This window comes from Jiulongibacter sediminis, from assembly GCF_001306455.1.
Classification (GTDB): domain Bacteria; phylum Bacteroidota; class Bacteroidia; order Cytophagales; family Spirosomataceae; genus Jiulongibacter; species Jiulongibacter sediminis.
Window position 1 is genome coordinate 546,661 of record NZ_LGTQ01000005.1, and the last position, 23,325, is coordinate 569,985.

At 40.8% G+C, this 23,325-nt stretch carries 22 protein-coding genes, 1 other RNA gene and 1 pseudogene; 7 read left to right on the forward strand and 17 right to left on the reverse strand.

Annotated elements, in window-relative coordinates; translation table 11 throughout:
* Positions 1 to 88: 88 nt before the first annotated feature.
* The 7 genes from AFM12_RS02415 to AFM12_RS02445 all read right to left on the reverse strand — a co-directional run bounded on the left by AFM12_RS02415 (position 89) and on the right by AFM12_RS02445 (position 8,530).
* Positions 89 to 1,759, reverse strand: a complete 1,671-nt coding sequence (locus AFM12_RS02415) for a bifunctional metallophosphatase/5'-nucleotidase (RefSeq protein WP_055143678.1) — start codon at positions 1,757 to 1,759, stop codon at positions 89 to 91.
* Positions 1,760 to 1,789: 30 nt separating this feature from the next.
* Positions 1,790 to 2,203, reverse strand: a complete 414-nt coding sequence (locus AFM12_RS02420) for a DsrE family protein (RefSeq protein ID WP_055143679.1) — start codon at positions 2,201 to 2,203, stop codon at positions 1,790 to 1,792.
* A 138-nt stretch (positions 2,204 to 2,341) separates the two neighbouring features.
* Positions 2,342 to 3,376 (reverse strand): c-type cytochrome, encoded by a 1,035-nt coding sequence (locus AFM12_RS02425; RefSeq protein ID WP_055145076.1) that lies wholly within the window; start codon positions 3,374 to 3,376, stop codon positions 2,342 to 2,344.
* Positions 3,377 to 3,486: 110 nt separating this feature from the next.
* Positions 3,487 to 4,572 (reverse strand): hypothetical protein, encoded by a 1,086-nt coding sequence (locus AFM12_RS02430; RefSeq protein WP_055143680.1) that lies wholly within the window; start codon positions 4,570 to 4,572, stop codon positions 3,487 to 3,489.
* 3 nt (positions 4,573 to 4,575) lie between these two features.
* Positions 4,576 to 6,006, reverse strand: a complete 1,431-nt coding sequence (locus AFM12_RS02435) for an MBOAT family O-acyltransferase (RefSeq protein ID WP_055143681.1) — start codon at positions 6,004 to 6,006, stop codon at positions 4,576 to 4,578.
* 6 nt (positions 6,007 to 6,012) lie between these two features.
* Complete coding sequence (locus AFM12_RS02440; protein ID WP_055143682.1) at positions 6,013 to 7,257, reverse strand: dihydrolipoamide acetyltransferase family protein; 1,245 nt, start codon at positions 7,255 to 7,257, stop codon at positions 6,013 to 6,015.
* Between the two features lie 19 nt (positions 7,258 to 7,276).
* A complete protein-coding gene (locus tag AFM12_RS02445) occupies positions 7,277 to 8,530 on the reverse strand; it encodes a competence/damage-inducible protein A (protein ID WP_055143683.1) in 1,254 nt (417 codons plus the stop codon).
* A 122-nt stretch (positions 8,531 to 8,652) separates the two neighbouring features.
* Here AFM12_RS02445 and AFM12_RS02450 point away from each other — a divergent pair, with 122 nt between their 5' ends.
* From AFM12_RS02450 to gldC, 5 genes are all read left to right on the forward strand, one after another.
* Positions 8,653 to 9,369, forward strand: coding sequence for a DUF4197 domain-containing protein (locus tag AFM12_RS02450; RefSeq protein WP_055145079.1), 717 nt, complete (start codon positions 8,653 to 8,655; stop codon positions 9,367 to 9,369).
* A gap of 93 nt (positions 9,370 to 9,462) precedes the next feature.
* The gene (locus AFM12_RS02455) at positions 9,463 to 12,354 is read left to right on the forward strand and encodes a ligand-binding sensor domain-containing protein (protein WP_055143684.1); all 2,892 of its coding nucleotides are present in this window, start codon (positions 9,463 to 9,465) and stop codon (positions 12,352 to 12,354) included.
* A complete protein-coding gene (locus AFM12_RS02460) occupies positions 12,354 to 12,998 on the forward strand; it encodes a response regulator transcription factor (protein WP_055143685.1) in 645 nt (214 codons plus the stop codon). Before AFM12_RS02455 ends, AFM12_RS02460 begins: the two co-directional genes overlap by 1 nt.
* A 63-nt stretch (positions 12,999 to 13,061) precedes the next feature.
* Complete coding sequence (locus tag AFM12_RS02465; RefSeq protein WP_055143686.1) at positions 13,062 to 13,964, forward strand: tetratricopeptide repeat protein; 903 nt, start codon at positions 13,062 to 13,064, stop codon at positions 13,962 to 13,964.
* A gap of 69 nt (positions 13,965 to 14,033) precedes the next feature.
* Entirely contained in the window at positions 14,034 to 14,390 is a 357-nt protein-coding gene (gene gldC / locus AFM12_RS02470) for a gliding motility protein GldC (RefSeq protein ID WP_055143687.1), read from the forward strand.
* An 8-nt stretch (positions 14,391 to 14,398) separates the two neighbouring features.
* Here gldC and AFM12_RS02475 read toward each other — a convergent pair whose 3' ends face one another.
* Genes AFM12_RS02475 through ispG form a run of 5 tightly spaced genes read right to left on the reverse strand, consistent with a single transcriptional unit; the run spans position 14,399 to position 17,894 of the window.
* Positions 14,399 to 14,791, reverse strand: a complete 393-nt coding sequence (locus AFM12_RS02475; RefSeq protein ID WP_055143688.1) for a gamma-glutamylcyclotransferase family protein — start codon at positions 14,789 to 14,791, stop codon at positions 14,399 to 14,401.
* A 5-nt stretch (positions 14,792 to 14,796) separates the two neighbouring features.
* Positions 14,797 to 15,372, reverse strand: a complete 576-nt coding sequence (locus tag AFM12_RS02480) for a hypothetical protein (RefSeq protein ID WP_055143689.1) — start codon at positions 15,370 to 15,372, stop codon at positions 14,797 to 14,799.
* Positions 15,373 to 15,382: 10 nt separating this feature from the next.
* The gene (locus AFM12_RS02485) at positions 15,383 to 15,739 is read right to left on the reverse strand and encodes an MmcQ/YjbR family DNA-binding protein (protein WP_055143690.1); all 357 of its coding nucleotides are present in this window, start codon (positions 15,737 to 15,739) and stop codon (positions 15,383 to 15,385) included.
* The gene (locus AFM12_RS02490; protein WP_055143691.1) at positions 15,739 to 15,933 is read right to left on the reverse strand and encodes a DUF6728 family protein; all 195 of its coding nucleotides are present in this window, start codon (positions 15,931 to 15,933) and stop codon (positions 15,739 to 15,741) included. Before AFM12_RS02490 ends, AFM12_RS02485 begins: the two co-directional genes overlap by 1 nt.
* The gene (gene ispG / locus AFM12_RS02495; protein WP_229308447.1) at positions 15,930 to 17,894 is read right to left on the reverse strand and encodes a (E)-4-hydroxy-3-methylbut-2-enyl-diphosphate synthase; all 1,965 of its coding nucleotides are present in this window, start codon (positions 17,892 to 17,894) and stop codon (positions 15,930 to 15,932) included. Before ispG ends, AFM12_RS02490 begins: the two co-directional genes overlap by 4 nt.
* 92 nt (positions 17,895 to 17,986) lie before the next feature.
* Between ispG and AFM12_RS02500 the strand changes: the two genes are divergently transcribed.
* Together AFM12_RS02500 and AFM12_RS02505 are read left to right on the forward strand one after the other, a co-directional pair.
* Positions 17,987 to 18,607, forward strand: coding sequence for a 7-carboxy-7-deazaguanine synthase QueE (locus AFM12_RS02500; protein ID WP_055143693.1), 621 nt, complete (start codon positions 17,987 to 17,989; stop codon positions 18,605 to 18,607).
* Between the two features lie 105 nt (positions 18,608 to 18,712).
* Positions 18,713 to 19,582 carry a hypothetical protein gene (locus tag AFM12_RS02505; protein WP_055143694.1) on the forward strand — a complete coding sequence of 290 codons (870 nt, stop codon included), beginning with the start codon at positions 18,713 to 18,715 and terminating at the stop codon, positions 19,580 to 19,582.
* Between the two features lie 109 nt (positions 19,583 to 19,691).
* On the opposite strand, the gene ssrA is transcribed toward AFM12_RS02505, so the two are convergent.
* From ssrA to AFM12_RS02520, 5 genes and pseudogenes are all read right to left on the reverse strand, one after another.
* Positions 19,692 to 20,065, reverse strand: a transfer-messenger RNA (tmRNA) gene (gene ssrA / locus AFM12_RS19435).
* 44 nt (positions 20,066 to 20,109) lie between these two features.
* Complete coding sequence (locus tag AFM12_RS19890) at positions 20,110 to 20,430, reverse strand: hypothetical protein (RefSeq protein WP_229308448.1); 321 nt, start codon at positions 20,428 to 20,430, stop codon at positions 20,110 to 20,112.
* Between the two features lie 36 nt (positions 20,431 to 20,466).
* Positions 20,467 to 20,691 (reverse strand): annotated as a pseudogene (locus AFM12_RS20030) (DUF3307 domain-containing protein); the annotation flags it as partial.
* A 110-nt stretch (positions 20,692 to 20,801) separates the two neighbouring features.
* The gene (gene ctlX / locus AFM12_RS02515) at positions 20,802 to 21,719 is read right to left on the reverse strand and encodes a citrulline utilization hydrolase CtlX (RefSeq protein ID WP_229308449.1); all 918 of its coding nucleotides are present in this window, start codon (positions 21,717 to 21,719) and stop codon (positions 20,802 to 20,804) included.
* On the reverse strand, positions 21,716 to 23,146 hold the full coding sequence (locus AFM12_RS02520) for an arginine deiminase family protein (protein WP_055143696.1): 1,431 nt from the start codon (positions 23,144 to 23,146) through the stop codon (positions 21,716 to 21,718). Before AFM12_RS02520 ends, ctlX begins: the two co-directional genes overlap by 4 nt.
* Positions 23,147 to 23,325 lie beyond the last annotated feature (179 nt).

Sequence of the window (23,325 nt, forward strand, 5' to 3'; positions counted from 1 at the left end):
CTACTTCTTTTCATGAAAGGCAAGCACTGTAAACGACAAAAGGCCCGTAAAAACAGGCCTTTTTGTCAATTATGCATATTTTGAATGATCATGAAAACTCATAATCAACTCCCCAAACCTGGGAGAGTAGTTTCTGATCTCCATCCAGAATTTTCAATGAACCTTTTGGTGTAGGAGTAACCGGAGAATGCTCTTTGAGGTACTCTCTGACAGCATCATGCAGTGTATACGACTCTGAATAGGTATTCCTTACGTTTCTCATGCGGCAAATGGCGTCATCAGGATCACCCTCACGTTCACATGCACAAACAGTGTAATCTTTTTCCGGATCAATTGGCTTACCACCAATGGTTACCTTAGCTACTTTTTCGCCCATCGGCTTGAAACCGTAAAACTCCAACTCCATTCCTCTGAACTTCACAACCCAGCCACCAAAACGACGAGAGGCCTCTTTAGCGAAAACATTTTCCAACTCCCTTTCAAGCCAAGGTAGTATCATTTCACCTTTGATGGTCCCAATTCTCACAGGTGAGTTTACCGGCAACATATCAAAAAGGTAACCCTGTGTTATCGGCACCAAACCATCTATATTCGGTGTGCGAGGTGGACAAAAACGGAATCCATTGGATAGAGCAATATCCACGTCTGTTTTCCATTTCAAAGCATCTATCACCATGGTGTCCATGGTATTTTCAATCACAAAGTTTCTGTAAAGCGGAATGGTGCTGTAACCGACTACTTCATTGATGCTCTCTAAATATGGTTTTTCATGTTTTTTTATGATTTCCGCAACTTTCTTATCCGCCGGATATTTGTCCGGTTTTACTTCAATTAATTCGTACTTCTCCCCAACGATTTTGCCATTTTTGACTTTCAAATCCAGTCGCCCAACAAAAGAGCTGAATGCACCCGGTTCTACAACTTTAGCATATTTACATTCAATTGGTTTACGGATTCGCTCATGGGTATCGCCACCAAAGATGTAGTCAACTCCCTCGCAATGAGGATTGTTGGCCAGAGCGATTTGTTGAGAAAGACCCAAATGCGATAAAATGATTACAAAATCACATTGCTCCTGCTCACGCAAAACTTCAATATAATGACGAATGTTTTCCTCAGGTTTGGTATACACAATGCCCTTACTCAAGGCCGGCGGCTGACGACGCGGAACGAGGTGATCGGTGTAGCCAAGGAAACCTATTTTTACGCCAAGTTTTGTAATGATCTGATACGGTTGAAAAATAGGTTCTCCGGGAGTTCCATCCCCTTTATCATGGAACATATTGGCACAAACTTTCGGTGCATTTAGCCCACCTAAAAGCCTTTGCATTTTCTGTTTGTAATAGATTACTTCCCAGTTGCCTGGTGTATAAATATCATAATTGATCTCGTTCAGAATCGGCACTAAAGCATCGCCTTGCGTTCTGTCAGAGAGTTCAGAACCCTGAAACATATCACCGGTATCAATGGTGATGGTGTTGGGGTTTTCTTTCCTGATCTCGTTGATCAGAGTTGCCATGTGGGCATAGCCACCAGCCTTTCTGAAAGTTAGCTCCTCGTTCTCCCAAAACAGCTCATCATGTGGGTGAATCTGGCAGTGCACATCAGTGCTTTGAAGCAAGGTTATTGTCCCACTTTCAGGCTTTTCTTTCGCCTTATTTTCATTCTTTTCACCGGCCAGAACACCAGCTACGGGTAGGGTGGTAGCCAGTCCACTCAATACACTTTTCTTTAAAAAATCTCTTCTGTTATTACTCATAATCAATAGGTAGTTTGTCAATGAATCCTTTTAATAGCCAGCCTTTATGTAGGCATAGCCATTTTCCTGTTTTTCAACGATTTCAGCAATGCCCACAGGCACAAAAACCGCTCCGTCAATAATTTCTTCTTCGCTTACGCCTTTTCTTTTCATAGTATTGCGACATACCGCAAAGGTGACATCCCTTGACATTAAAGCTTCAATATTTTCTTTATCAACACTTTTAGCCTTCATCATGTATTCGATGGCAGCACTGTGCACCACCACCTCAATTTTAGCTTCAGGCCAGTAGGCCAATACATTATTGATTTGTCTGCCTAAAGAGCCTTGTTCTTTTTCATCAGCAGTGGCCATTTGAAACACGATTTTATGTCCCTTTTCACTTTGTCCAAAAGCCCCAAAAGTAGAGAGAGCCAAAAGGGTGAGTACGATAAGTTTTTTCATTTTATTCTTTTAAAGATTTAAGACAAAAGATTAAAGACGGAAGACATAAGACCTTTTTATTCAATTTATTAGTTTCCTGAGCTTGTCGAAGGACCAATTCTCCAATCACCAATAAACCCCGCAGGGCTCTGCGAGCAATCACGGATTCCCCGCATACCACTCCTGAATCGGCTTAAACGGACCATATTTATGTTGTTCTTCTGAGAAAGGGTCAGCATAAGGGCCAAAAGGATGGTCAATTGGCTTGTCGGCTATTTTAGGCCAGTCTTTTGATTTGTCCTTTTCTGGGCGAGGCATACTGTCTACGAAGGCAGCCAGATCCCAGGCTTCTTCATCACTTAATTGGGGATTTTGATGACTTACCCCAAATGGCATGTTCATTTTAACATAGCCCGCAAATTTTGAAATTCTATATAATCCTGCCCCGTCATTATAAGAGTGTTTGCCCCATAAAGGCGGGTAAGTATAGCTTCTGCTGTTTTCGGCTAAAATGCCTTGTCCATCAGCCATGTGACAGGATACACATTTAGCTTCATAAATGGCTTTTCCTTTTACAGGGTCAGCCGCTCTATCCATAAATTCTAATGGATAGATTTTTGACCCTTCAGCGGTTTTGCCTCTGGGCACATCCTGACCGAGCCATTGAATATAGGCAGCCATGGCTTTCATCTCGTATTCTGTGCTGTCCATAGGTGTGCCATTCAAACTACGCTGCAGACATCCGTTGATACGGTCGTAAACATCAGTCATTTTACCTGACCTCTTCCGAATTTTTGGATAGGTCGAAGCAACGCTCAGATAGTTATTTCCCCAGGCTTTGGCTCCGGCCTCCAGATGGCAGTTCTGGCAGTTCAGACCATTGGTTGAGTGCTTTTTGATCCCGTTAAAACCTATGTAATAAGCCGTATTGGCTATTAATTCCTTTCCATATTCCAGCAATTCAGCATTTTCATCTTTCTCCATTCGCCAGGCTGATGGAGCCTTAGCTAATTTTGGTTCAGGAACGTAGATTTCAGATGGAGCTTCTGCTTTCTCCTCAACCTTTGGCCAGGCATTACCTACGGTAAAGTACATGAAAATAACGGGTACCAATACCAACGTAAAAACGATCAATAACTTTAGAATGCTAAGGCCGGAACTGACCTTTTGAGCAAGTATTTCTTCCTGTTTCAATACAATACCTTTTTTCAGTTTAATCAAAGGTACCCCTAATGGCTAGCCGAAAAGGTGATATTTGTCACATTTTTCAGAGGGAAATAGAAACAATCAAAGTTGAGGTAGGACTATTGGTTGCTGTCGGTGTAGATCTCGTTAAGAATTTTCCGTGCTAATACAGGCTTGTAGTGATAAATCTCGTAGTAATTAGACAGGGGCTCTGTAAGGTCATTTTTACCGGTAAAATCAAATACTTTGCTTTCATCAAACAGTTCTCTGACCAGCTGAAGATCCTGAGGATTGACCTTTTTCTGATCATAGTTTGGTCCGAAAATGATTCTGTAATCAGTTTGATGCTTTTCAAAAATGACTTTGATTCCTTCCAGATAATCGAGGTCTGTTTTTTCCTTTTCCTCAAACGAAAGAGTATTTTCGATTTTCTTTATGAAGCTATCGGCTTCTTTCTTTGGCTCCGGCTGGTCAATCAGAGGATCAGCAGTTTCCTCAATCTCTGATCGCTGATAAAACAAATCCCGGGCATAATAAGCCGATGAATCTGCTTTGATTTGATCAATATAGCCCTGAAAAATAAAGTCGTTTTTAACAGGCGTATAGAGCATATGTTTGTTCTCAAAAGAACCATACATATACGGCTTATACTTACCATTAATCAGAGTATCAAAGTATTTGAGAAAATACAGCTCCTTAAAATAGGCTTTGAAGAACTGCAAGTGATACAGAAAACGGTTTTGACCACTTAACCGCCAGTCTCTGATATGAATGATGGATTCTTTGTGATCTACATAAGGATTGAACGTCTCGCCATCAAAAATTAACAGTGCATTTTTGATCTGATTGCCCTGGGCATCTATGAACCTCAGTTTTTGATAAATTCCCTTGATATCCTCATTGGAGGCATCATAATGGAACGGTGTGGGATCGTTGATGTATTTTGACCAATCCTCTGTGTAAAAAACGCTGCTTCGGCTGCTGCCAAAAACAAAGGATTCGTAGTTCAGCGAATCATTATTGTTGAGAAATATCTGAGTGCCAATTCGGTTGCGGTTATAACTTTTCAGGTAGTTGTCCGGATAAGCCTCATAATGTCTCAGGACATGAAACGGGTCAAAAACGAAGTAGCTGATGGCCAACACCCAAACCGGACTCGTGAAGAGTATGATGTTTTTGACCAGCCTTTTGAAGTCTTTTCCCACGTTTTAGAATTGAAAATAAATGAATTGCGTATCTGAATACACCGCAAACAAGATAATGGAAATAAAAACCAGATAGTAGCTGCTCCAGCGAACCCATCGCGGCTGCATCTCAAACCATTGACTCACCGATTTACCACGTTGATACCAATGAACACTCTCCATAAAACCGACAGAGAAAAGCAGAATTAAGGCATCTTTGGTGCCGATCATTTCCCAAACCTGAGCTACCGAATGGCTGGAAGATGAGAATATTCCCTTTAGTAAATGCATTGACTCACTGAAATACTGGGCTCTAAAGAAAACCCAGCCAATGCTCACAAAAAAGAAGACCAGAAAGGCATGAATAGCCTTCTCCAAGAGAGGTTGATGAATCAACCCAATAATTTTCTTTTGCAGATCACCGGTCAATTGGCCAACAATTAAATAAACCCCGTGCAAAGAACCCCAGATTACGAAATTCCAGCTCGCACCGTGCCAGAGGCCGCTGAGCATGAAAACAATAAACAGATTGAAATACTTGCGGCCTGTAGAAACCCGATTTCCGCCCAACGGAATATAAACGTAATCTCTGAACCAGGACGAAAGGGATATATGCCAACGTCGCCAAAACTCCGAAATACTTTTTGAGAAATAAGGACGGTCAAAGTTCTTCATAAGGTCAAAACCCATCACACGAGCTGCCCCTAAACCAATATCTGTATACCCCGAAAAATCACAAAAAATCTGAAATCCGAAAAAAACGGTGGACACAATAACCGGTAAACCTGAATACTCAAAAGGATGATCGTACACCTTCTCCACAAAAATGGCCAGTCGGTCGGCAATCACCACTTTTTTGAACATACCCCACAGCATCAGTCGAAGACCACTAATGACTCTGTAATAATCAAATTTATGCTCCTCGTAATATTGATGAATTACGTTTTGCGGTCGCTCTATAGGTCCTGCTACTAACTGTGGGTAAAACATCACGTAAAGAGCGTATCTGAATAGATTTCTCTCAGCAGGTACTTTGCCGCGATATACCTCAATGGTATAACTCATGGCCTGAAAAGTGTGAAAGCTCAAACCTATGGGCAACAGAATGTCCCACAGGTCAAAAGTGTCTTTGCCTAAGCGAAACAACAAGGCATTGGCTGATCCCAAAATGAAATTGGCATATTTAAAAACGGCCAAAACGCCCACATTGGCTATGATGGAGATAATGAGTGCCCATTTTCGTTTTGTTCCTTGCGATTTCTCGATCCAGAGGGCCGCGAAATAGTCAACTACAATGGTGAAAACAAGAATAAGCAGGTATTCCACTTTAAACCAGGCATAGAACACGCAGCTGGCAACTAACAGCAACCACCATCGGTATTTGTGTGGCAAAAAGAAATAAAGCAGGGTAACCAGCGGAAAGAAAACCAGAAAAGCGAAGGAATTAAATACCATAGCTTATCAGATCGCCTGATTTACGTCGAAGTTTTCAAGATTATCAGAAACCTGTTTTACAAACAGCCCACCCAGAGAGCCATCAACCACTCTATGATCATAGGAGTGAGAAATAATCATTTTCTGACGAATGCCTATAAGGTCACCCTCAGGAGTTTCAATTACCGCAGGTTTTTTCTGGATCGTACCAAAAGCCATGATAGCTACCTGTGGCTGCATGATAATAGGTGTACCGGCGATATTGCCAAAACCTCCGATATTGCTGATAGTGTACGTTCCTTCTGTGAGTTCGTCGGGTTTGAGTTTATTATCACGGGCTCTTTGAGCCAGGTCATTGACTTTTATGGCCAGTTCGGCCAATGTATACTGATCAGCATTTTTGATGACCGGTACTATCAAATTACCATCAGGCGTGGCCACGGCCATCCCTATGTTGATGCTACCTTTTTTGATGATTCTAGGTACCTCTACCTGAATGTTGATCATCGGAAAGGCTTTGATGGCTTTTACCACGGCCTCAATCAGAATTGGAGTAAAAGTGATTTTTCCACCGTATTTGTCAAAAAAGTCATCTTTAACTTTATCTCTCCATCGAACCACGGCAGTCATATCCGTTTCTACAAAGGAGGCGACATGCGGAGCAACTCTTTTGGAACTTACCATACGATCTGAAATCATCATTCGCATGCGATCCATCTCGATAATGGTGTCCTGACCAGCTTTGAATTCTTCTTTCTGGAAATTGAAAGCACTCTTCTTCCGACCCTTTCTGAGGTAAGCCAGCATGTCATCTTTGGTGACTCTGCCTTGCATTCCGCTACCTTTTATACCTTCAAGCTCATCCATGGTAATGCCCTCCTTTTGAGCAATGCTCATAACCAGCGGTGAGTAAAAACGGCTGCTATTACTTTGCTGAATAGGTTCATGAACCTCAGAAGCGACTGACTCAATTCCATTTTCGAGCTCTTTTACGACTTCCTCCTCGGAGTCTTCAGCTCCTTCTACTGCATCTTGTGTCTCAATAATACAGATGGGACTTCCGATGGCTGCAACATCCCCGGGCTGAACCAGAAATTTTGTAACAACACCGTTAAATTCAGAACCTATCTCAGTATCAATTTTGTCAGTGGCTACCTCCAGAATCATGTCATCAGCGGATACTTTATCTCCTTCACTGACAAGCCAGCTTAAAACGGTACATTCTATGATACTTTCGCCCATGGTGGGCATTTTCATCTCTATTTGAGCCATTTGGCAGGGTTTTGTAAGGTCAAATTTCGTTTAAAATCACTTTACGTAGCAAATTCAAAGCAACTTTACTTCCGTATTTGATATTGTTTATCCGGTCTTTGGTACTTGTAATGAGTTGGGTCACTGTTTTATCAGGTCCGGCAATTGCAATCCAAATAGTGCCTACAGGCTTTTCTTCAGACCCACCGCTGGGGCCGGCTATTCCACTCGTACTGATAGCGAAGGTACTTTTTAAAGCTTTTCTTGCTCCTTCGGCCATTTCAATAACTGTTTGCTCTGAGACTGCCCCGTAGGCTTCCAAAGTCTCTTCTTTAACACTCAAAAGGTCTATTTTGGCCTGATTAGAGTAGGAAACTACTGTGCCCAAGAAATATTCAGAGCTACCTGAATTGCTGGTAATGCTATGAGCCAAAAAGCCTCCGGTACAACTTTCAGCAGTAGCCAAAGTGGCTTTTTCAGCCAATAATAGCTTAGCAATCGTTAGTTCAAGCTCTTCTTCACCTTCGCCATGAATATGTTCGGCAATAAGTGGGTAAAGTTTTTCAACCTCTTTGTCAATTTCAGCTTTTAAGGTTTGCTCATCAGAGCCTGTTCCGGTCAATCGTAGACGAACCTGACTAAGGTTTGGCAGATAAGCCAGCTTAATGTGTTCAGGCAACTGATCTTCCCATGATTCAATTTTTGTGGCCAGCCATGATTCGCCAATGCCGGCTGTTCTGATAATTCTATGCAAAATTACAGGCCTTTCAAAAGCTTTCATGAGCCTTGGAATTACCTCATTTTGCATTAAATATTTCATTTCATAAGGCACACCAGGCATAGAAACAATGATGGAACCATTATGCTCAAACCACATTCCGGGAGCAGTACCTACGGCATTAAAAAGGTAAGTACACTTGGTGGGTAAATCTGCCTGCTTTTTATTGATTTCTGTAAGCTCTTTGCCGAACTTATTGAAAATTGCTCTTAAAGCTTCCATAGCCGCTTCTCGTCTTTCCAGAGAATCTTCGGTAAAATCAGCAATGGTTTTTTTAGTGATATCATCTTTGGTAGGTCCCAAGCCACCGGTGATGAGGACTATATCTGCCCTGCCGGTGCTATCTTCCAGCATCTGGAGGATGTCTTCTCTGTTATCACCAATTGAGATTTTTCGGGAGGTTCTGATGCCTATTTTGTCAAGTTCTGCACTGATAAACTGCGTGTTAGTGTCAGTAATCTGACCGTATAGGATTTCATCGCCAATGGTGACAACTTCAGCTTTGATAAGCTTCATAAATTTTAAGTCTTTCGACGAATTATTTGATTCGTATTTCGTTCAATAGAAAAGCGGCACGAATTTCCCTAAATTCGGGCACAAATCCAATTAAAACAAAACCTGTGTCTAATTCATCAGATATGCGTAAAATACTCTTTGCGATCATTTTTTCATCCTTTTTTCTTCAGTCATGTGCTCAAAAAATAAACCTTGGAAAAGTAGCTGAGGCTGTTCTCGGTTCAGGTGGTGGGCTTACCAGTGCAGAAATCGCCTCAGGTCTTAAAGAGGCCCTTCAGGTAGGGATAAATAAAGGGGCTGATCAGGTATCAGTTGAAAATGGATACTTTGGAAATCCAAGAATCAAAATCCCTTTTCCGGAAGATGTTCAGAAGGTTGAAACAGCTTTACGGAGAGTAGGCTTGGGTAGTGAGGTTGATAAATTCGTTCTGGCCCTTAATCGTGGAGCTGAAGAGGCCGCCAAAGAAGCTAAACCTATTTTTGTCAGTGCTATTCGCCAAATGACGATTAATGATGCTCTTGGTATTTTAAAGGGTGAGCAAGATGCCGCAACGCAATATTTGAAAAGAACTACTTCGAATGAATTGATCAGTGCTTTTATGCCTGTTGTCGAAAAAGCCCTGGAAAAGACTCAGGCCACAAAGTATTATACCGATTTGGCAACCCGATATAATAGCATTCCTTTTGTTCAAAAAGTTGATCCCGATTTAAAAGGTTATGCTACTCAAAAAGCTGTGGAAGGCCTGTTTCTGATGATTGCAGATGAGGAAGCCAAAATCAGGAAAGATCCTTTGGCTCGTACCTCAGATCTTTTAAAGAAGGTTTTCGGCAGCGTATGATCACCCAAAACGGGGGATTGATAAACCGTTGACTCTAAGTACTTTTGTAATGGTAGCCAAACTTCTCAGCACAGTTTGGCTATTTTTATGTTTATGTGTCGTTTACACTTCATTTTTTTCTTACTTCTATCTGCCGCCACTATTGCTCAAAGGCCCTATTACGAGTATTTCGGGGTTCAGCAGGGTATTGGTCAGTCTCAGGTTCCCAAAATGGTACAAGACCATAACGGTTTTGTATGGATGGCCACAAAGGGAGGGGGGCTAAGCCGTTTTGATGGTAAAAACTTCAAGTCTTTCCGAAAATCAGATGGTCTTCAAAGCAATGACATCAGTGATATGGTCATTATTGAGGATCATTTGTATCTAGCTACCGGTCGTGGAATTGACGCTTTAAATCTCAATAAGTTGTCCATTCAAAATGTGCTCAGCACGGAGATGTCGGCAACAAAGATTTGTTCTGACCAGAAAGGAGGATTTTACTTTAAGCAAGGTGGTGGAAAGTACTTCCATTTTTCAGAGGGTCAATTAATAGAGTTGCCAAAACTCGAAGGAACGGAGCTTACCTTTTTTGAAACAGACGAAAACGGCGATCTCTATTTCTCAGATATGTTTGGAAACCTCTACCGCTGGACGGGTAAAAACTATTTCAAAATAGCTTTTGTGCCGAAGGAAGAGGGCTTTTTGTATTTTCTTTTTCATGATGGTTTTTTATACGCAGGTGTGAACGGGAAAATGTACAGAAGCCCTTCCAATGATTTCTCTACACCTGAAAAACTTAATGTTCCTTTCTTTTACACCTTCGATATTCTGAAAAACGAAATATGGATAAGTAATTTCAGAAATTCTTTCTGTTTTGATGCCAAAACGCTCCATCCGAAATATGAGGAATGGACTAAAGCTATTGGCAACATTATTTTGAGTGACATGCTTGAGGATCAGGAAGGTGGGCGATGGCTCAGTTCTGATGGTCGAGGTGTTTTTCACTTACCGGGAGTCCCCGTTCATAATTATAATCATCTCTCTGATATAGAGCCCGTTGTCTTTAATATTGAGGAGGACAGAGAAGGCCGGGTTTGGGCCACCTCATTCCATAAAGGCACTTATGTTTTAGACAATCAAAAATTAGTAAAAACAATAAACCCTTCATCGCTCACAAATTTTGAGGGTTACAGAAGAGTCCTTTTTGATGATCAAAACCGACCTCATTACTATTTCAGAAGACGTGGTGAATTCGTATTAAATAATCAGTCAAATTTTGTTCTTCAACGGAGTCCTGAAAACTTACCCTCCGATACCGAGGTGATAGACATGGTTTTCTCCAGAAACGGGAAAAATCAGTTGTATCTGGCTCTTAACGGTTTTCATTATCGAGGGGAAGGCCTTTCAAAATGGTATTCTACGGAGCAACCGGCTACCCGGGCTGTGCAGCTGAATGAGCCCGATCAGTTTGCGATTTTTACGGGAGATTCTTTATTATTTCTGAAGGATGGAGAAGTCTATTCCATCCCGGAGGCTCAAAAACTTCAACCCGGTTATATCATGTCGGCAGACTATGATTCGTTAAATCATCGACTTTATTGGGCTGATCTGGAGTCAGGGTTGTATATGTTCGACTTTGATGAAAAAAAGCAATACGTTTTTGACACAAAACAAGGTCTGAGTTCTTCTCTAATTTATTGCCTAACGCTTGACAGCAAACAAAATATCTGGATAGGCACTGAAAGAGGTGTGCAGAGAGTGACGCTCTCTTCCGAAAATCAAATTATCAAAACTCAGGATTACGCTAAAGAGCAAGGTTTTTTTGGAATAGAAACGAATTCCAATTCCCTAATTGCTGATTCACATGATAATATTTGGATAGGCTCCGTGGGGGGGCTTTTTGTGCTGCTTGATTCTTTAAATGAGGACAACCCTCACTTTTTCCCTCCATTTTTGGAAGCCGCCGGTTTTCTTTTTGATACAACAGCTATTGGACCTTATCAAAAAACTGACTTATGGGATTTACCCTATCAAAAACGTAGCCTGCAGTTAAAGTTTAGCTTGCCAGCCATGAAAAACCCAGGCAGAGCAAAAATTTTATACCAATGGGATGAAGAAGGAACCTCGTGGGAGCAATTACCGGAAAGTGGAGATTTGCTATTGAACAATATTGGGATTGGGAATCACACGCTAAGACTCAGGAACTCCCTAGATACTAATGAGCAAAAAGTCTTATTGGTTAATATCAGAGTGAATCCTCCATGGTGGGGTAGCTGGTGGTTTATTGCTTTCATGACCGCAGCAATTATTCTTTTTATCTATCAGCTTCAGAAGTATTTTTCAAACAAAAAGCTTCGTAAAGAAATTGAACTAAGAGAATTAAGGGAAGAAGCGGAAAACGAAATCAGAACGCAGTTGGGGCAGGATTTTCATGATGAGGTGGGCAATAGACTGGCCTCCATCACTACGCAAACCGGGGTGCTAAGTTTGAAAATGAAAGAGGCTCCTTCCGATGAAAAAGCTGTATTAAATCAAATCCAACAAAATGCCCGTAAACTCTACTCTGATACCAAAGATTTCATCTGGACGATCAATCCTGAGAGTAGTCGTTTTTCTGAAATTGTTATTTATATCAAAGATGTAGGCGAGAAACTCTTCGAGTATTCGCCGATGAATTTTTTGTGCGAATCTGAACTCACCACTGAAATGGAAAAGACTACACTACCGTCTGGCCAGAGTATGCAATTGATCATGATTTTTAAAGAGGCTATGACCAATGTGGTTAAACATTCGGAGGCCACCAAGGTGACTTTAAGCTTCGGAAAGATCGGTGAAAATTGGTATATTGAACTGAAGGACAACGGAATAGGCTTTGAGGAAACAGGAGAGGTTAGCGGTCATTACGGACTTGGAAATATGAAGGACAGGGCGGACAAGATCCAAGCTAAACTGACCATTGCATCAAAGAAAAATAAAGGGACCAGCATCCGATTATCGAATTCATAATGAATACTTATAACACATACCAGCCGCTATGCCGGGTTGTACTGATTGAGGACAATAAAGAGGTGAGAGAAGGCTTTAAAACGATCATTGAAAGTCATTCCGATTATGTGGTCGTCAATGACTACGGAACATGCCCTCCTGCCTTAAAGCAACTATCTAGTGATAAGCCAGATTTGGTTATTATTGACCTTGAAATGCCGGAAATGCATGGAATAGAAGGGATCAAACGTATAAAAAAGGCTAAACCCAAAACTATCATTCTGGTCGTTAGTGTACATGAAGATAGCAAAATGGTTTTTGATGCTTTGGTGGCAGGAGCTATGGGTTATTTAACAAAAGATACCGACCCTGAAGGTTTGCTTAAAGCCTTGGATGAGCTGAGAAGAGGTGGTGCTCCAATGTCCTCAAAAATCGCCTCTTTGGTGGTGAAATCTTTTCAAAGAAGCCATGATACACCCCTATCTGAACGTGAAACGGAGGTTTTGGTTTTGCTCTCCAAGGGAAAGACCTACCATTCCATTGCTGATGAGCTCTTCATTAGCATGGAAACCGTGAAAACGCATATTCGTAATATTTACCAAAAGCTTCACGTCAATAACAAAACCGACGCACTGCTCATTGCCGAAAAAGACAAATTGATTTAGTACAAAAAGGGGGAAGCACAACAAACGGGTTTGATTGAAATTTGTAAAAACGACAAATCTTCAATGAACAAACTAAAAACCTTCATATTCTTTTTTATAGTCTTCTCTGCCGCTTTTGCTCAGGATAAACGTCGAATAGCCGATTCTCTTTATTATAAAGATCATTTTGAGGAAGCTAAAAAGCTCTATGCCGAGCTGGTTCATGAATTCCCTGAAGACCCTTTGATAACCTATCGCTATGGTTATGTACATTACCGAACGGGTGAACTTGATAAAGGGATTGAGCTGATCAAAAAAAGCCTGGTCCTGAATGACGATAAATCACCGACATTGACCTACACGGCATGGTCAAGGTTGGCCAAAATATATTCACTTAAAAATGAGAAAGCTACGGCTCTGATGTGGCTTGAAAAAGCTGTTGATAAAGGATATAATGGTTTAGGAGAGTTTAAAGATGAACCACATTTTGCCAATATCAGACCCACAGAAAAGTTTCAGGAATTACAGATGGTACTGGAAAAAAGAAACTTTCCCTGTCGTTTCGATGAAAATTTCAGAGCTTTTGATTTCTGGATTGGCGAATGGGATGTTTATCGAACCAATACTGCAAATTTGGTTGGTCATAGTATAATCGAAGACGGGTCCGGAGGTTGTTCAATGATAGAAAATTGGCAATCTTTAGTGAGTACTCATGAAGGCAAAAGCATCAATTATTACAATTCGGATAAAGGATACTGGGAGCAGTTTTGGCAGGGATCTCAAAATGATCGACAACATTTTCTTAACGGCGAATTAAAAGATAACGCCATGCATTTCGATTATGTAGATTCAAAGGGCAAGAAAGGAACCCTGACCTTTTTTAAACTGAATGAAAACACTGTTCGTCAATACAGCGAGTTGGAAACAGAAAAAGGGTCAGGTGAATTTACTGTTGCTTATGATTTGACTTATAAAAGGAAGAAATAAGCCGGATTGTTTCTCATTTGACTTCGATTTTGGATAGGTTATCCCTACTTTTGCCCAAAATTTGAAGAAATGAATAAATCAGAAATAAACTTCACCGTAGAGCTTGATGCTAACCGCATACCCGATAAGATTTTTTGGGATGCTACTGAAAATCCAAATGAGGGAATTAACGAAACCAAGGCCATTTCAGTAGGAGTTTGGGATCAGTACCACAAAGGATTGCTGGGTATAAATCTTTGGACCAAAGACATGCCGGTTGATGAAATGAATCACTTTGTGGTTGATTTAATAGGCAATCTTGCTCAGATGGTTTCAGACTCTACACAAGATCCGGTGATTATTGAAACACTTCAAAGTGCCGGGCAAAAGATCGCCAAACATTTAGAAGAAGAAGCTAAGAAACAATCGCAACAACAGCAGCAATAGACTTTTTGCTACTCTTCAATAAAACGGCCTTTCGGGTATTTTTCAAACTGCCTGAAGGGCTTTTTGTAATAATAGACCCAGGAACTGAAACTTTTCACGCTATTGTCAGTAAGCCATACTTCACTTTTCTCTCGGGTATAAAGTGAGTTTTCAGGGTCATTTGGTCGGTAGTCTTCATATTGGTCCAAATAATGAAAAATATAACTTGAATCCTGAATCTCGAAGAGTTCTCCGTATACCCAATTCTCGCTTTTTATCAGACCCGGGTAGTAATCCACTTTGTATAAATCGCCTCTTATCTTCGCTTCTCCGAGGTATCTCGCATTTTTTAGTAAAAAAGCCGACCATTCATTTCGGGTACATTTCTGCATCAATGTTCCATAAACGAAGAGGTATTCCATGAGATCTATTTGAAAGTGAAACTATCCAGATAAGGCTCTATCAAGGGTTGATAGATTTCATATTTACGAGTTTCGGCAGAGAACGTTACGATATAAACTTTACCACTCCTAACATAATAGTATTGTCTCCAGGTTTGTCTGAGACCGTTTTTAACCCCTCTGTAAGTGACTCTGTAAGAATTGCGACCTAAATTCTTTCTTTCTAAAACCTGAAATTGCTGAACCACCTTGGGCAGGTAGCCAATAGAGTAATCTGCGTATTTAAGGGCTGTGTAACTTGTATTATTTAGTTTGTTGACCGTTAAATTGACACTTTCAATATAGGTGTCAAAATTCATTAAAGTGTCTCGCGGCGAATTGATGGTGCATTGCGTTTCTATACAACCATTTTTAACTTTCCAGGTGTCAGGGAAAGTCATTTTGTAAGAAGGGAAATCTACCATCAAAGGCTCGGGCTTTTCTTTAACAATGGTTGAATCAGATTTCAAAGAGTCGGTTAAAACACTATCTCCCTCGACGGTCACCTGAGCTATGGATGCAAAACTTAAAAATAGGAGAACTGTAACGAGTACTTTATTCATTAATTGATTTTCAAAGAGCTGCCAGCTCTGTTTTTAGTTTTTTGGTGAGACCGGAAACCACGAGGTCATAGGAGTCATCGATACATTCTTTCAATAGATTCGAAGAAATACCCTCCCTCATTAGAAACATACTCCAGTGTTTTTTATTCATGTGATAAGCTCCTTGAATACCAGGGTTTTCGGCCCTGAGCTCCAGATTTTTTTCAGGAGTGTTTTTCAGGCTAACGCGTAGATCACTTTCATCAAGAGGCACTAAGGCAAACATTTTGCCCATAACTTTAAAAACGAGCGTATCAGGGCCAAATGGAAATTCTTCGGTAACTCCCTTTTTATCAATGCAGTATGCTCTTACGGTTTCAATATCCATTAGTCCCGGAAAAAGAAGCGATAAATCAAAACCAGCACACAAATACTGAACATAATAATTGAAATCTTATTGATTCCATGCATCATTCTCAGGTTTGTGCTCGTGGGGTACTTACCATCCTTATCCTTTTTGAAAACTCTGACGAAGTATCCGAAAACTGGTGCCAGACGGAGGTATTCCATTAGTTTACTCATGATTGTAAAATTTGTTCTGTTGAGGCAGGCTCTATCCAGTTGCCATCCTCTTTGATTAATTCAATTAGTTCATCTACCGCATTGTCTGAATGCACAGAACGTTTAACCACGTTCTGTCCGCGATACAGCGATATCTTATCTTTTCCAATGCCCACGTAACCATAATCAGCATCGGCCATCTCGCCCGGGCCATTCACAATGCAACCCATAATACCGATTTTTACGCCTTTCAGGTGATCAGTTCTCTTGCGGATCATGGCTGTGGTTTCCTGTAGATCAAAAAGGGTTCGTCCACAAGAAGGGCAGCTGATGTATTCTGTTTTCGTTATACGTGTTCTGGCCGCCTGCAATATTCCAAAAGAAGTGCTGTTCACGACCTTTTGACGCTCTTCCGTACTGTTTTCATTGAAAGACAATTGAATCCCATCACCCATACCGTCAACCAATAAAGAACCACAATCTGTGGCCGAGTAAAGCTGAAAATCACTTGTTGTGAAGTTGGTATAGTCTTCAGAAAGTATGACGGGCAGTTTGATGTCTCTATTTATTAATTCCACAAAAAGCCTTCGCATCTCGGCTGCAGAGTGGGCGTTTGAGGAAGAAACCTGTAGCACCACATTATTGAGCGTTTTTAGTTTTTTAAATAGTTCTTCGGTCATTGAAGGCCATTGAACCGAAAGAATATTCAATGTAGCATGTCGTTCATCACCCTCTAAAAACTCCGGTATTTTGAAATATGGAATCTTATTGAGTTTGTCCTCATGTTCTTTCCAGGAAGAAAAATCAAGAATTTCTTTAATTCCGTTAGGCAGCATGAAAGGAGTAGGAATTGTACCCGTATACAAATAGTCTACACCCAGATCATTCATAGCCCATTTATCCGTGGCCGGAAGATAGAAATGTCCCACGGCTTTCAGGTCCTCCATTTTTTGAATGCCTTGTGTAGAAAAGTCGGCGATTACTCTTGGGACATTCTGACCACCAAAATTCGCAACTTCCATAGTTTCCCTTCGTCTGTAAGCATATGGGTCTATGGGATATTGGTCAATAGGGGTGATGTTGTCCTGCTTTTCAGCCCGATGAACATAGCGATCAATCAATGACTTCGCCACTGGAGCCTCATATTCAGGCTCTTCAGTTAGCGAAACGCGAACAGTATCACCCAAACCATCCTCTAAAAGGGTACCAATACCCATTGAAGACTTAATACGGCCGTCTTCACCTTCACCGGCCTCAGTTACGCCTAAATGTAGCGGGTAAGGCTTTAACCCATCCTCATCAAGACGCTGAACCAGTAAACGGTAGGCCTGAACCATGACCTGAGGGTTTGAAGACTTCATGGAAATGACGATGTCATGGTATTTTTCGTCTTCGCAAATTTTCAAAAACTCCAAAGCAGACTCTACCATACCCAACGGTGTATCACCATATCGACTTAAAATACGATCAGAAAGTGAACCGTGATTTGTACCAATACGCATGGCAGTGCCATATTCTTTGCAGATTTTGACCAGAGGTAAAAAACGCTCTCTGATCCGTTCTAACTCTGCCTGATAAGAAGCATCGGTATATTCAATATGCTGAAATCGCTTTTTGTCCGCATAATTTCCCGGATTTACTCTGACCTTCTCCACGATTCTTGCGGCCAATTCAGCGGCATTGGGCGTAAAATGAATGTCGGCCACCAAAGGAGTATTGTAGCCACGGGCTCTAAGTCCCTTTTTTATATTTTCAAGATTTTGGGCTTCTTTGACCGACGGAGCGGTTATCCGCACGAGCTCACAGCCACTTTCTATCATTCTGATACTTTGCTCAATTGACCCCTCGGTATCCATGGTATCAATCGTAGTCATGGATTGTACCCTTATAGGGTAATCTGAACCTAACATTAGGTCACCAATTCTGACCTGATTCGTTTGTCTTCTGGAGTAGGAGGTAAGGGAATTACAGTAAGATTTCATCAATTGTAGGTTGCTAAGCAATGGCAAATTTACCATTTGTATAACCAGAACCAACTGCTTTCTGTTTCCGTTCTTTTAACTTTGTGACAGATATGACAGTAAAAACAACAAAGAACACTGACCTTCCCATCATGGAGTCCTTTTATACCATTCAGGGAGAGGGTTTTCACTCCGGTAAAGCCGCCTATTTTATTCGCCTTGGCGGCTGTGATGTCGGCTGTGTATGGTGTGATGTCAAGGAAAGTTGGAACGCTGAAGACCATCCATTTCAAACTTTGGAAGAGATTGTCGCTGGTGCTGAAGAACAAACGGGGAAAATGGTAGTCATTACTGGCGGGGAGCCGCTAATGTACGACATGAGGCCATTGACTTCTGCTCTTAAATCAAGAGGATTTCAAACAAATATTGAAACTTCAGGAGCTTATCCAATGACTGGTGAGTGGGACTGGGTCTGTTTTTCGCCAAAGAAATTCAAGGAAGCTCATGAAAGTATTTTCCCGGTGGCAGATGAATTGAAAGTCATCATCTTCAATAAATCCGATTTCAAATTCGCTGAAAAATATGCGGCTTTAGTCAGTGAAAATTGTCAACTCATGCTACAACCCGAGTGGGACAAACAGGAACAAATGCTTCCCTTGATTATCGACTACGTCAAAGAAAACCCGCAATGGAAAATTAGTTTGCAAACGCATAAGTGGATGGGGGTGCCTTGAGCCAGCGGTTTGCATATTGAGTTATTGACGAAGTCAAACGTACCATCTACGTAAAAAGTCTGCACCGTTTTTTTGATTCGAATAGTTTTGGCTCAAAAACAACGAATGAAAAAACTAATCTACAGCCTATTTCTATTATTCATTTCCAATTCACTTTTCAGTCAGGCCGTCGAAATTGACCCTTCAAACCGACACAAAATAAAGTCTGATTCGGCCAGTTTGTCGATAGGGCCAACAACGTACAACACCCAAAATAGTGGAATGCTTCTTTTCAATGAAAATGTAAATAATCCATTTCTTTGTGGATTTGGCCTCATTAATAACGGGATTCAAAACAAACTTTTCTTTACTGGTGGGTGCCTCGCATCTTTTGGTTCTCTTGGAGCTGATACTCTCATGACACTGGATAGGGATAATGGCAGAATAGGGATTATGACTTCCGAACCTACCAGTGCTTTAACGGTAGACGGTGATGTAGAATTAACCGGTGAGGTGAAAGCGACCAAAAAGGTAACAAGGTGTATTAGTATTCCGGGCTTTGCCTTTCACGATCTGAATGAGAACTATGAGTTGATTCAAGGATTGGCCGTAAATAGTTATGTCTATTATGAAGGAGGTACTTATCCAAATTTAGGGTATTCTTATGCTACAGTTCAACTACCTCAAAATGCCGAATTACTGAATTTGACCGGGTATGTATACGACAATAGTGCAACAGATTTCGCTAGAATCGAAATGGAAAGGATTAGCAATACAACTGGTACATCGAATTCTATTTTTTTTAAAGAAACTTCCGGACCATATGCAGCAGATGCTTTTACGGCAATTTTGGATTCAACTCCCCGTCCGATAGATAACATTGTAGATAATGAAAATTACTCATACGTAATCTCTTTTACAGGAGTTCAGGACAGATCAACCATTCGTCTCAGAGCCACCAAATTATGTTATCGTCATAATGATCTCTACAATTAGTAAGGGATTTATGTTGTTTAGATAGAACAAGTTTACGGACTTACAAAACCGAAAATTTTAGAATACCCTATAATGAAAAAGGTCGTAAACATTGGTTTACGACCTTTACTGGTGGAGCTGCAGGGATTCGAACCCTGGTCCGAACATGGCTACTGTCAAGCCTTCTACATGTTTAGCTGATCTTGTTTGTCGGGATTGGGATGCCGTTCAGCGTAGCAAGCCCTCACCTTAGTTCCTCAGATACTATCATCCGGCTAGAAACCCGCCGAAAAACGCCTCTGCGTGTTGACACCCCTTGATCCGCCACGGCAGAGGTTAGCAGCGGAGGGATGTGGCATTAGCGTAATCTATCCTAGATTAGGCAGCCATGGCATACTGTGTATTGCCAGTTGTTGTTTGAAAGAATTTTTAAATGGAGATCCTCTCAACTCCATACATGCTTATACTTGCAATGGCTTCACGCCGTCAAAACCGGTCAGCCCCATTACAATGCAATAAAAGAACGATCTAGAGGAACATTAGTTCCGTCAAAGGGCTTCCATTGCGTATTTTGATGCAAAGCAAAGCAAAAAGGTTGGTATCACACTCAAAAATGTGGCTAGTGTCAGATATTTTCTTTTTGGGCTATCTAAGGCCAGAACAATTTTTACCAGAAAAAGAGGAATAACATAGATCCAAAAACCGAAGGCAAAACTTAGAATGATTAACAAACGCTCGGCTATTCCGATATACTCCATAGTTTTATTCTTACCACCCGAAACAGGATATAATACAATATGCTGAATCATGGCAAAAGGATAACTGAACAAAAGTATAAGAGCTAAAAGCGTCACAGACTGTACACTCATGATATTTAACCAAAAGATGCTGTTTGACCATTCAAAGAAATTTTGAGTGAATATTGTAACCAAAAGACTGGTTAAATGTAATGACTGATCAAGTAGGAGAGTCCTGACCTTGTTTTGGCCAAAATGCATTTTAAAATAATCTATTGCAGCATGGAGAATAGTAACCATTATGGCCACTGGTAGTGAAAAAGAAAAGAAGTAAGCACATAAGAAGGTGAAAAGAATGTGCAGCTTAAACTTACCTGACTTCTCCTTCAGAATACTTTTTTCCTTAGCTCAGCCCTCAAATTGTAAGAAGTAGTCAGAAACAATGTGAGCAAGAAAAAGCCTTACTAAAAGGTGGATAGACTCGTACTCAAACATTCTGTATTTTACTTTTTGGGTAAATGAATTTCAGCCATCATACAGCGGGCTGACCCACCTCCTAAGGTCTCTATTAAATCCAGTTCTGAATAAACTATTTTGCCATGTTTAGTTAATCTCATTTTTTGATCTTCATTTAATGAGTTAAAGGCTTTTGAAGACATAACGTTCAGTTTTTCTCCTTTCATGCTTTCTAGCTGAAGCATATTTCCGGCAAAGCTTTCCATTTGATCATAACTGATAGTAATTACCTCTTTTTGAGCTTGTTCAAAACTTTTAAAGAGTGTTTTGGTTTCTTTTAGAGAGTCAGCACAAATAACTACGTGTCTTTCTCCTACTGACATTAGTACATTCGTATGATAAATGGGTAAACCATTGCGATCAACGGCCTCAAAAGAAATTACTTCATATTCAGGGAAGAGTTTATTCCATTCTTCTATACCCAGTTCATGTGTTCTGGCAGATAGACAGGCGTATGCCTTTTTGTTAATTCGGTCTAAAACCAAGCTTCCTGTACCTTCCAAAAAGCAGCCACCTTTTTCGAGCGGACTTAAATCCAGAATTTGAGAAATATTGAAGTTTTGACTGATTTGATGGATAATCTCCGGTCGTCTTTCCAATCGCCGGTTTTCTACTTCCATAGGGTAGAGGCAAATAGTACCATCTGCATGAAATGACACCCAATTATTCGGAAAAATGCTATCCGGAGTAAAAGGTTCTGGAGTATCCTCAAAAACATGAACTTCTATACCATTGCTTCTCAATAGGTCAACAAACGTATCAAAGTTTTGCAAGGCATTCTTTTGAGGGTCTTTTGACGTCTCAATATCTTCCATGAATGCATTGGTCTCTGCAGCTTGCCGGTTAAAACTGAAGTCACTTGGTCGCACCATCATCAAAGAACCGGAACATTGTTTCTCTCTCATACCGGTTTTCTCAAGATGGGTAAACTCATGCAATGCGAACCGCCTCTGGCCCGCGAGAGCTCAGCAGAAGGCAATAAGATTATGGTATTTTCAACCTCATCAGGGTCGGTAAGTCCGTCTTCAAATTCACAAACTAAATCTGTAGCATGTTTAATTTGAAAGCCGGCCGCTTCAAATGCCTCAGAGGTTTTGTCATTTCTGTCATAGCCAATGGCCACGCCTTCTTTGATTACCAGCAGGTTACACGAGTCAGTCCATTGTTCTCTGGCTCCGTAAGGGAATTCCCCATTGCCGGAATACACAAATACAGTTTCCTGATCTGAGTGAAGATCATTTTTTGAAATATCATCCAGCAGGTCTTCCAAATTCTCGAAGCTTTTGGCTTTTTCCTTATCGTTTTCGATGTAAAACTGCTTAATAACGAGCTTTTCCGCCTTTTCTTTTTGACCAAGCTCTTCCCAGATTCTATCTTTCTTTTGCTTTTCAGCCGCTCTGCCCAATGAGCTCAGAAGCACCCAAACGTTTTTCTTGATTTGAGTAAAAATGGTATCAATGTGCATATAATCTCTTTTGGCGGGTATTTTGACCAATGAGACCTTGGTCAATACTTTTTTATCAAAAAGCTTTCGCATCGCCTGCCGGGCTGCTTCAAGACTGGTTCGTTCACTTATTCCTATTAAAAGGTGATTAGGAGCCACCATCATTACGTCACCGCCCTCAAGGGTGTCTAATCTTGAGTTTTGCTCTTCTTCCGGCAAAAGAAAGTGTTCCTCATTTTCTTCAACCTCAATAATTTTGCCCTTCAAATCCTCAAAGTAGGGATGATTGAAGAAAACATACTTGGCAAGTAAGGACTCACGGCTTCTTGCCATTTTAGCAGGTCTGTTGAGTAAAATGTGATCGTTGATCACAATACCGATATCTCGCGTGAAAATAAGATTGGGCACAGGAGGGAAGAACATTTCCTCTTTTGCATTAATACCCGTGATCAATACTTTTGTCAGCTCCTTCAGGTCCATTTTCTCAAAATCGAGCATTTCCTGATAAGAACATTCTTCAATAGCCGAGACAGCTGCAATAAGCTGACGTCTAAGCCTGCTCTCCTTGAGTATATCTGCCAGTAACCTCTCAAATTCAAGAACTTTGTCTGACATGAAATACTCTTCCTTTTCAGGGTTAAAAAACTTCCTGTTCTCGTAGCCAACTTTCGCCTGACGCACATTTTTTATTTTATCAGGATCCAAAAAGTAAAGTAGAATACGCACATAATAATCGTACTCATTCTGTCGCATTGTTTTTAAATGAACGATGTCCTCAAAAAGCCAGTCCTGAGCTTTGGAGGGGACCACCTTTCCTAAACCGCTGTCGGGGCTGTGTATAATTAATCGCTCCAGTTGATTGATTTCACTGTCTACGTAGATATTCATTTGATATTAGTTTTGATTGATAAAAAACCTTTTGAAAAAGCTCTATCATTCAAAACCGAAGTGACCAATGAAATAAATGAGTTGCCTGAAGTACATGTTAATAGGTTGATGAAGTCTGTTGTTTACAAAAATAGAAATCTTTTGAATAAATTCTTTTTTGGCTTGGCTGGAACATAGAA

Excerpts from the sequence above, each read along its gene's own strand:
- AFM12_RS02480 (WP_055143689.1), bottom strand. The coding sequence starts at position 15,372 with ATGAATAAAGTACTCGTTACAGTTCTCCTATTTTTAAGTTTTGCATCC.
- AFM12_RS02450 (WP_055145079.1), top strand. The coding sequence starts at position 8,653 with ATGCGTAAAATACTCTTTGCGATCATTTTTTCATCCTTTTTTCTTCAG.
- ctlX (WP_229308449.1), bottom strand. The coding sequence starts at position 21,719 with ATGAGAGAGAAACAATGTTCCGGTTCTTTGATGATGGTGCGACCAAGT.
- AFM12_RS02490 (WP_055143691.1), bottom strand. The coding sequence starts at position 15,933 with ATGAGTAAACTAATGGAATACCTCCGTCTGGCACCAGTTTTCGGATAC.
- AFM12_RS02415 (WP_055143678.1), bottom strand. The coding sequence starts at position 1,759 with ATGAGTAATAACAGAAGAGATTTTTTAAAGAAAAGTGTATTGAGTGGA.
- AFM12_RS02465 (WP_055143686.1), top strand. The coding sequence starts at position 13,062 with ATGAACAAACTAAAAACCTTCATATTCTTTTTTATAGTCTTCTCTGCC.
- AFM12_RS02435 (WP_055143681.1), bottom strand. The coding sequence starts at position 6,006 with ATGGTATTTAATTCCTTCGCTTTTCTGGTTTTCTTTCCGCTGGTTACC.
- AFM12_RS02460 (WP_055143685.1), top strand. The coding sequence starts at position 12,354 with ATGAATACTTATAACACATACCAGCCGCTATGCCGGGTTGTACTGATT.
- ispG (WP_229308447.1), bottom strand. The coding sequence starts at position 17,894 with ATGAAATCTTACTGTAATTCCCTTACCTCCTACTCCAGAAGACAAACG.
- AFM12_RS02455 (WP_055143684.1), top strand. The coding sequence starts at position 9,463 with ATGTGTCGTTTACACTTCATTTTTTTCTTACTTCTATCTGCCGCCACT.
- AFM12_RS19890 (WP_229308448.1), bottom strand. The coding sequence starts at position 20,430 with ATGAGTGTACAGTCTGTGACGCTTTTAGCTCTTATACTTTTGTTCAGT.
- AFM12_RS02505 (WP_055143694.1), top strand. The coding sequence starts at position 18,713 with ATGAAAAAACTAATCTACAGCCTATTTCTATTATTCATTTCCAATTCA.
- AFM12_RS02420 (WP_055143679.1), bottom strand. The coding sequence starts at position 2,203 with ATGAAAAAACTTATCGTACTCACCCTTTTGGCTCTCTCTACTTTTGGG.
- AFM12_RS02440 (WP_055143682.1), bottom strand. The coding sequence starts at position 7,257 with ATGGCTCAAATAGAGATGAAAATGCCCACCATGGGCGAAAGTATCATA.
- AFM12_RS02485 (WP_055143690.1), bottom strand. The coding sequence starts at position 15,739 with ATGGATATTGAAACCGTAAGAGCATACTGCATTGATAAAAAGGGAGTT.
- AFM12_RS02475 (WP_055143688.1), bottom strand. The coding sequence starts at position 14,791 with ATGGAATACCTCTTCGTTTATGGAACATTGATGCAGAAATGTACCCGA.
- gldC (WP_055143687.1), top strand. The coding sequence starts at position 14,034 with ATGAATAAATCAGAAATAAACTTCACCGTAGAGCTTGATGCTAACCGC.
- AFM12_RS02520 (WP_055143696.1), bottom strand. The coding sequence starts at position 23,146 with ATGAATATCTACGTAGACAGTGAAATCAATCAACTGGAGCGATTAATT.
- AFM12_RS02500 (WP_055143693.1), top strand. The coding sequence starts at position 17,987 with ATGACAGTAAAAACAACAAAGAACACTGACCTTCCCATCATGGAGTCC.
- AFM12_RS02445 (WP_055143683.1), bottom strand. The coding sequence starts at position 8,530 with ATGAAGCTTATCAAAGCTGAAGTTGTCACCATTGGCGATGAAATCCTA.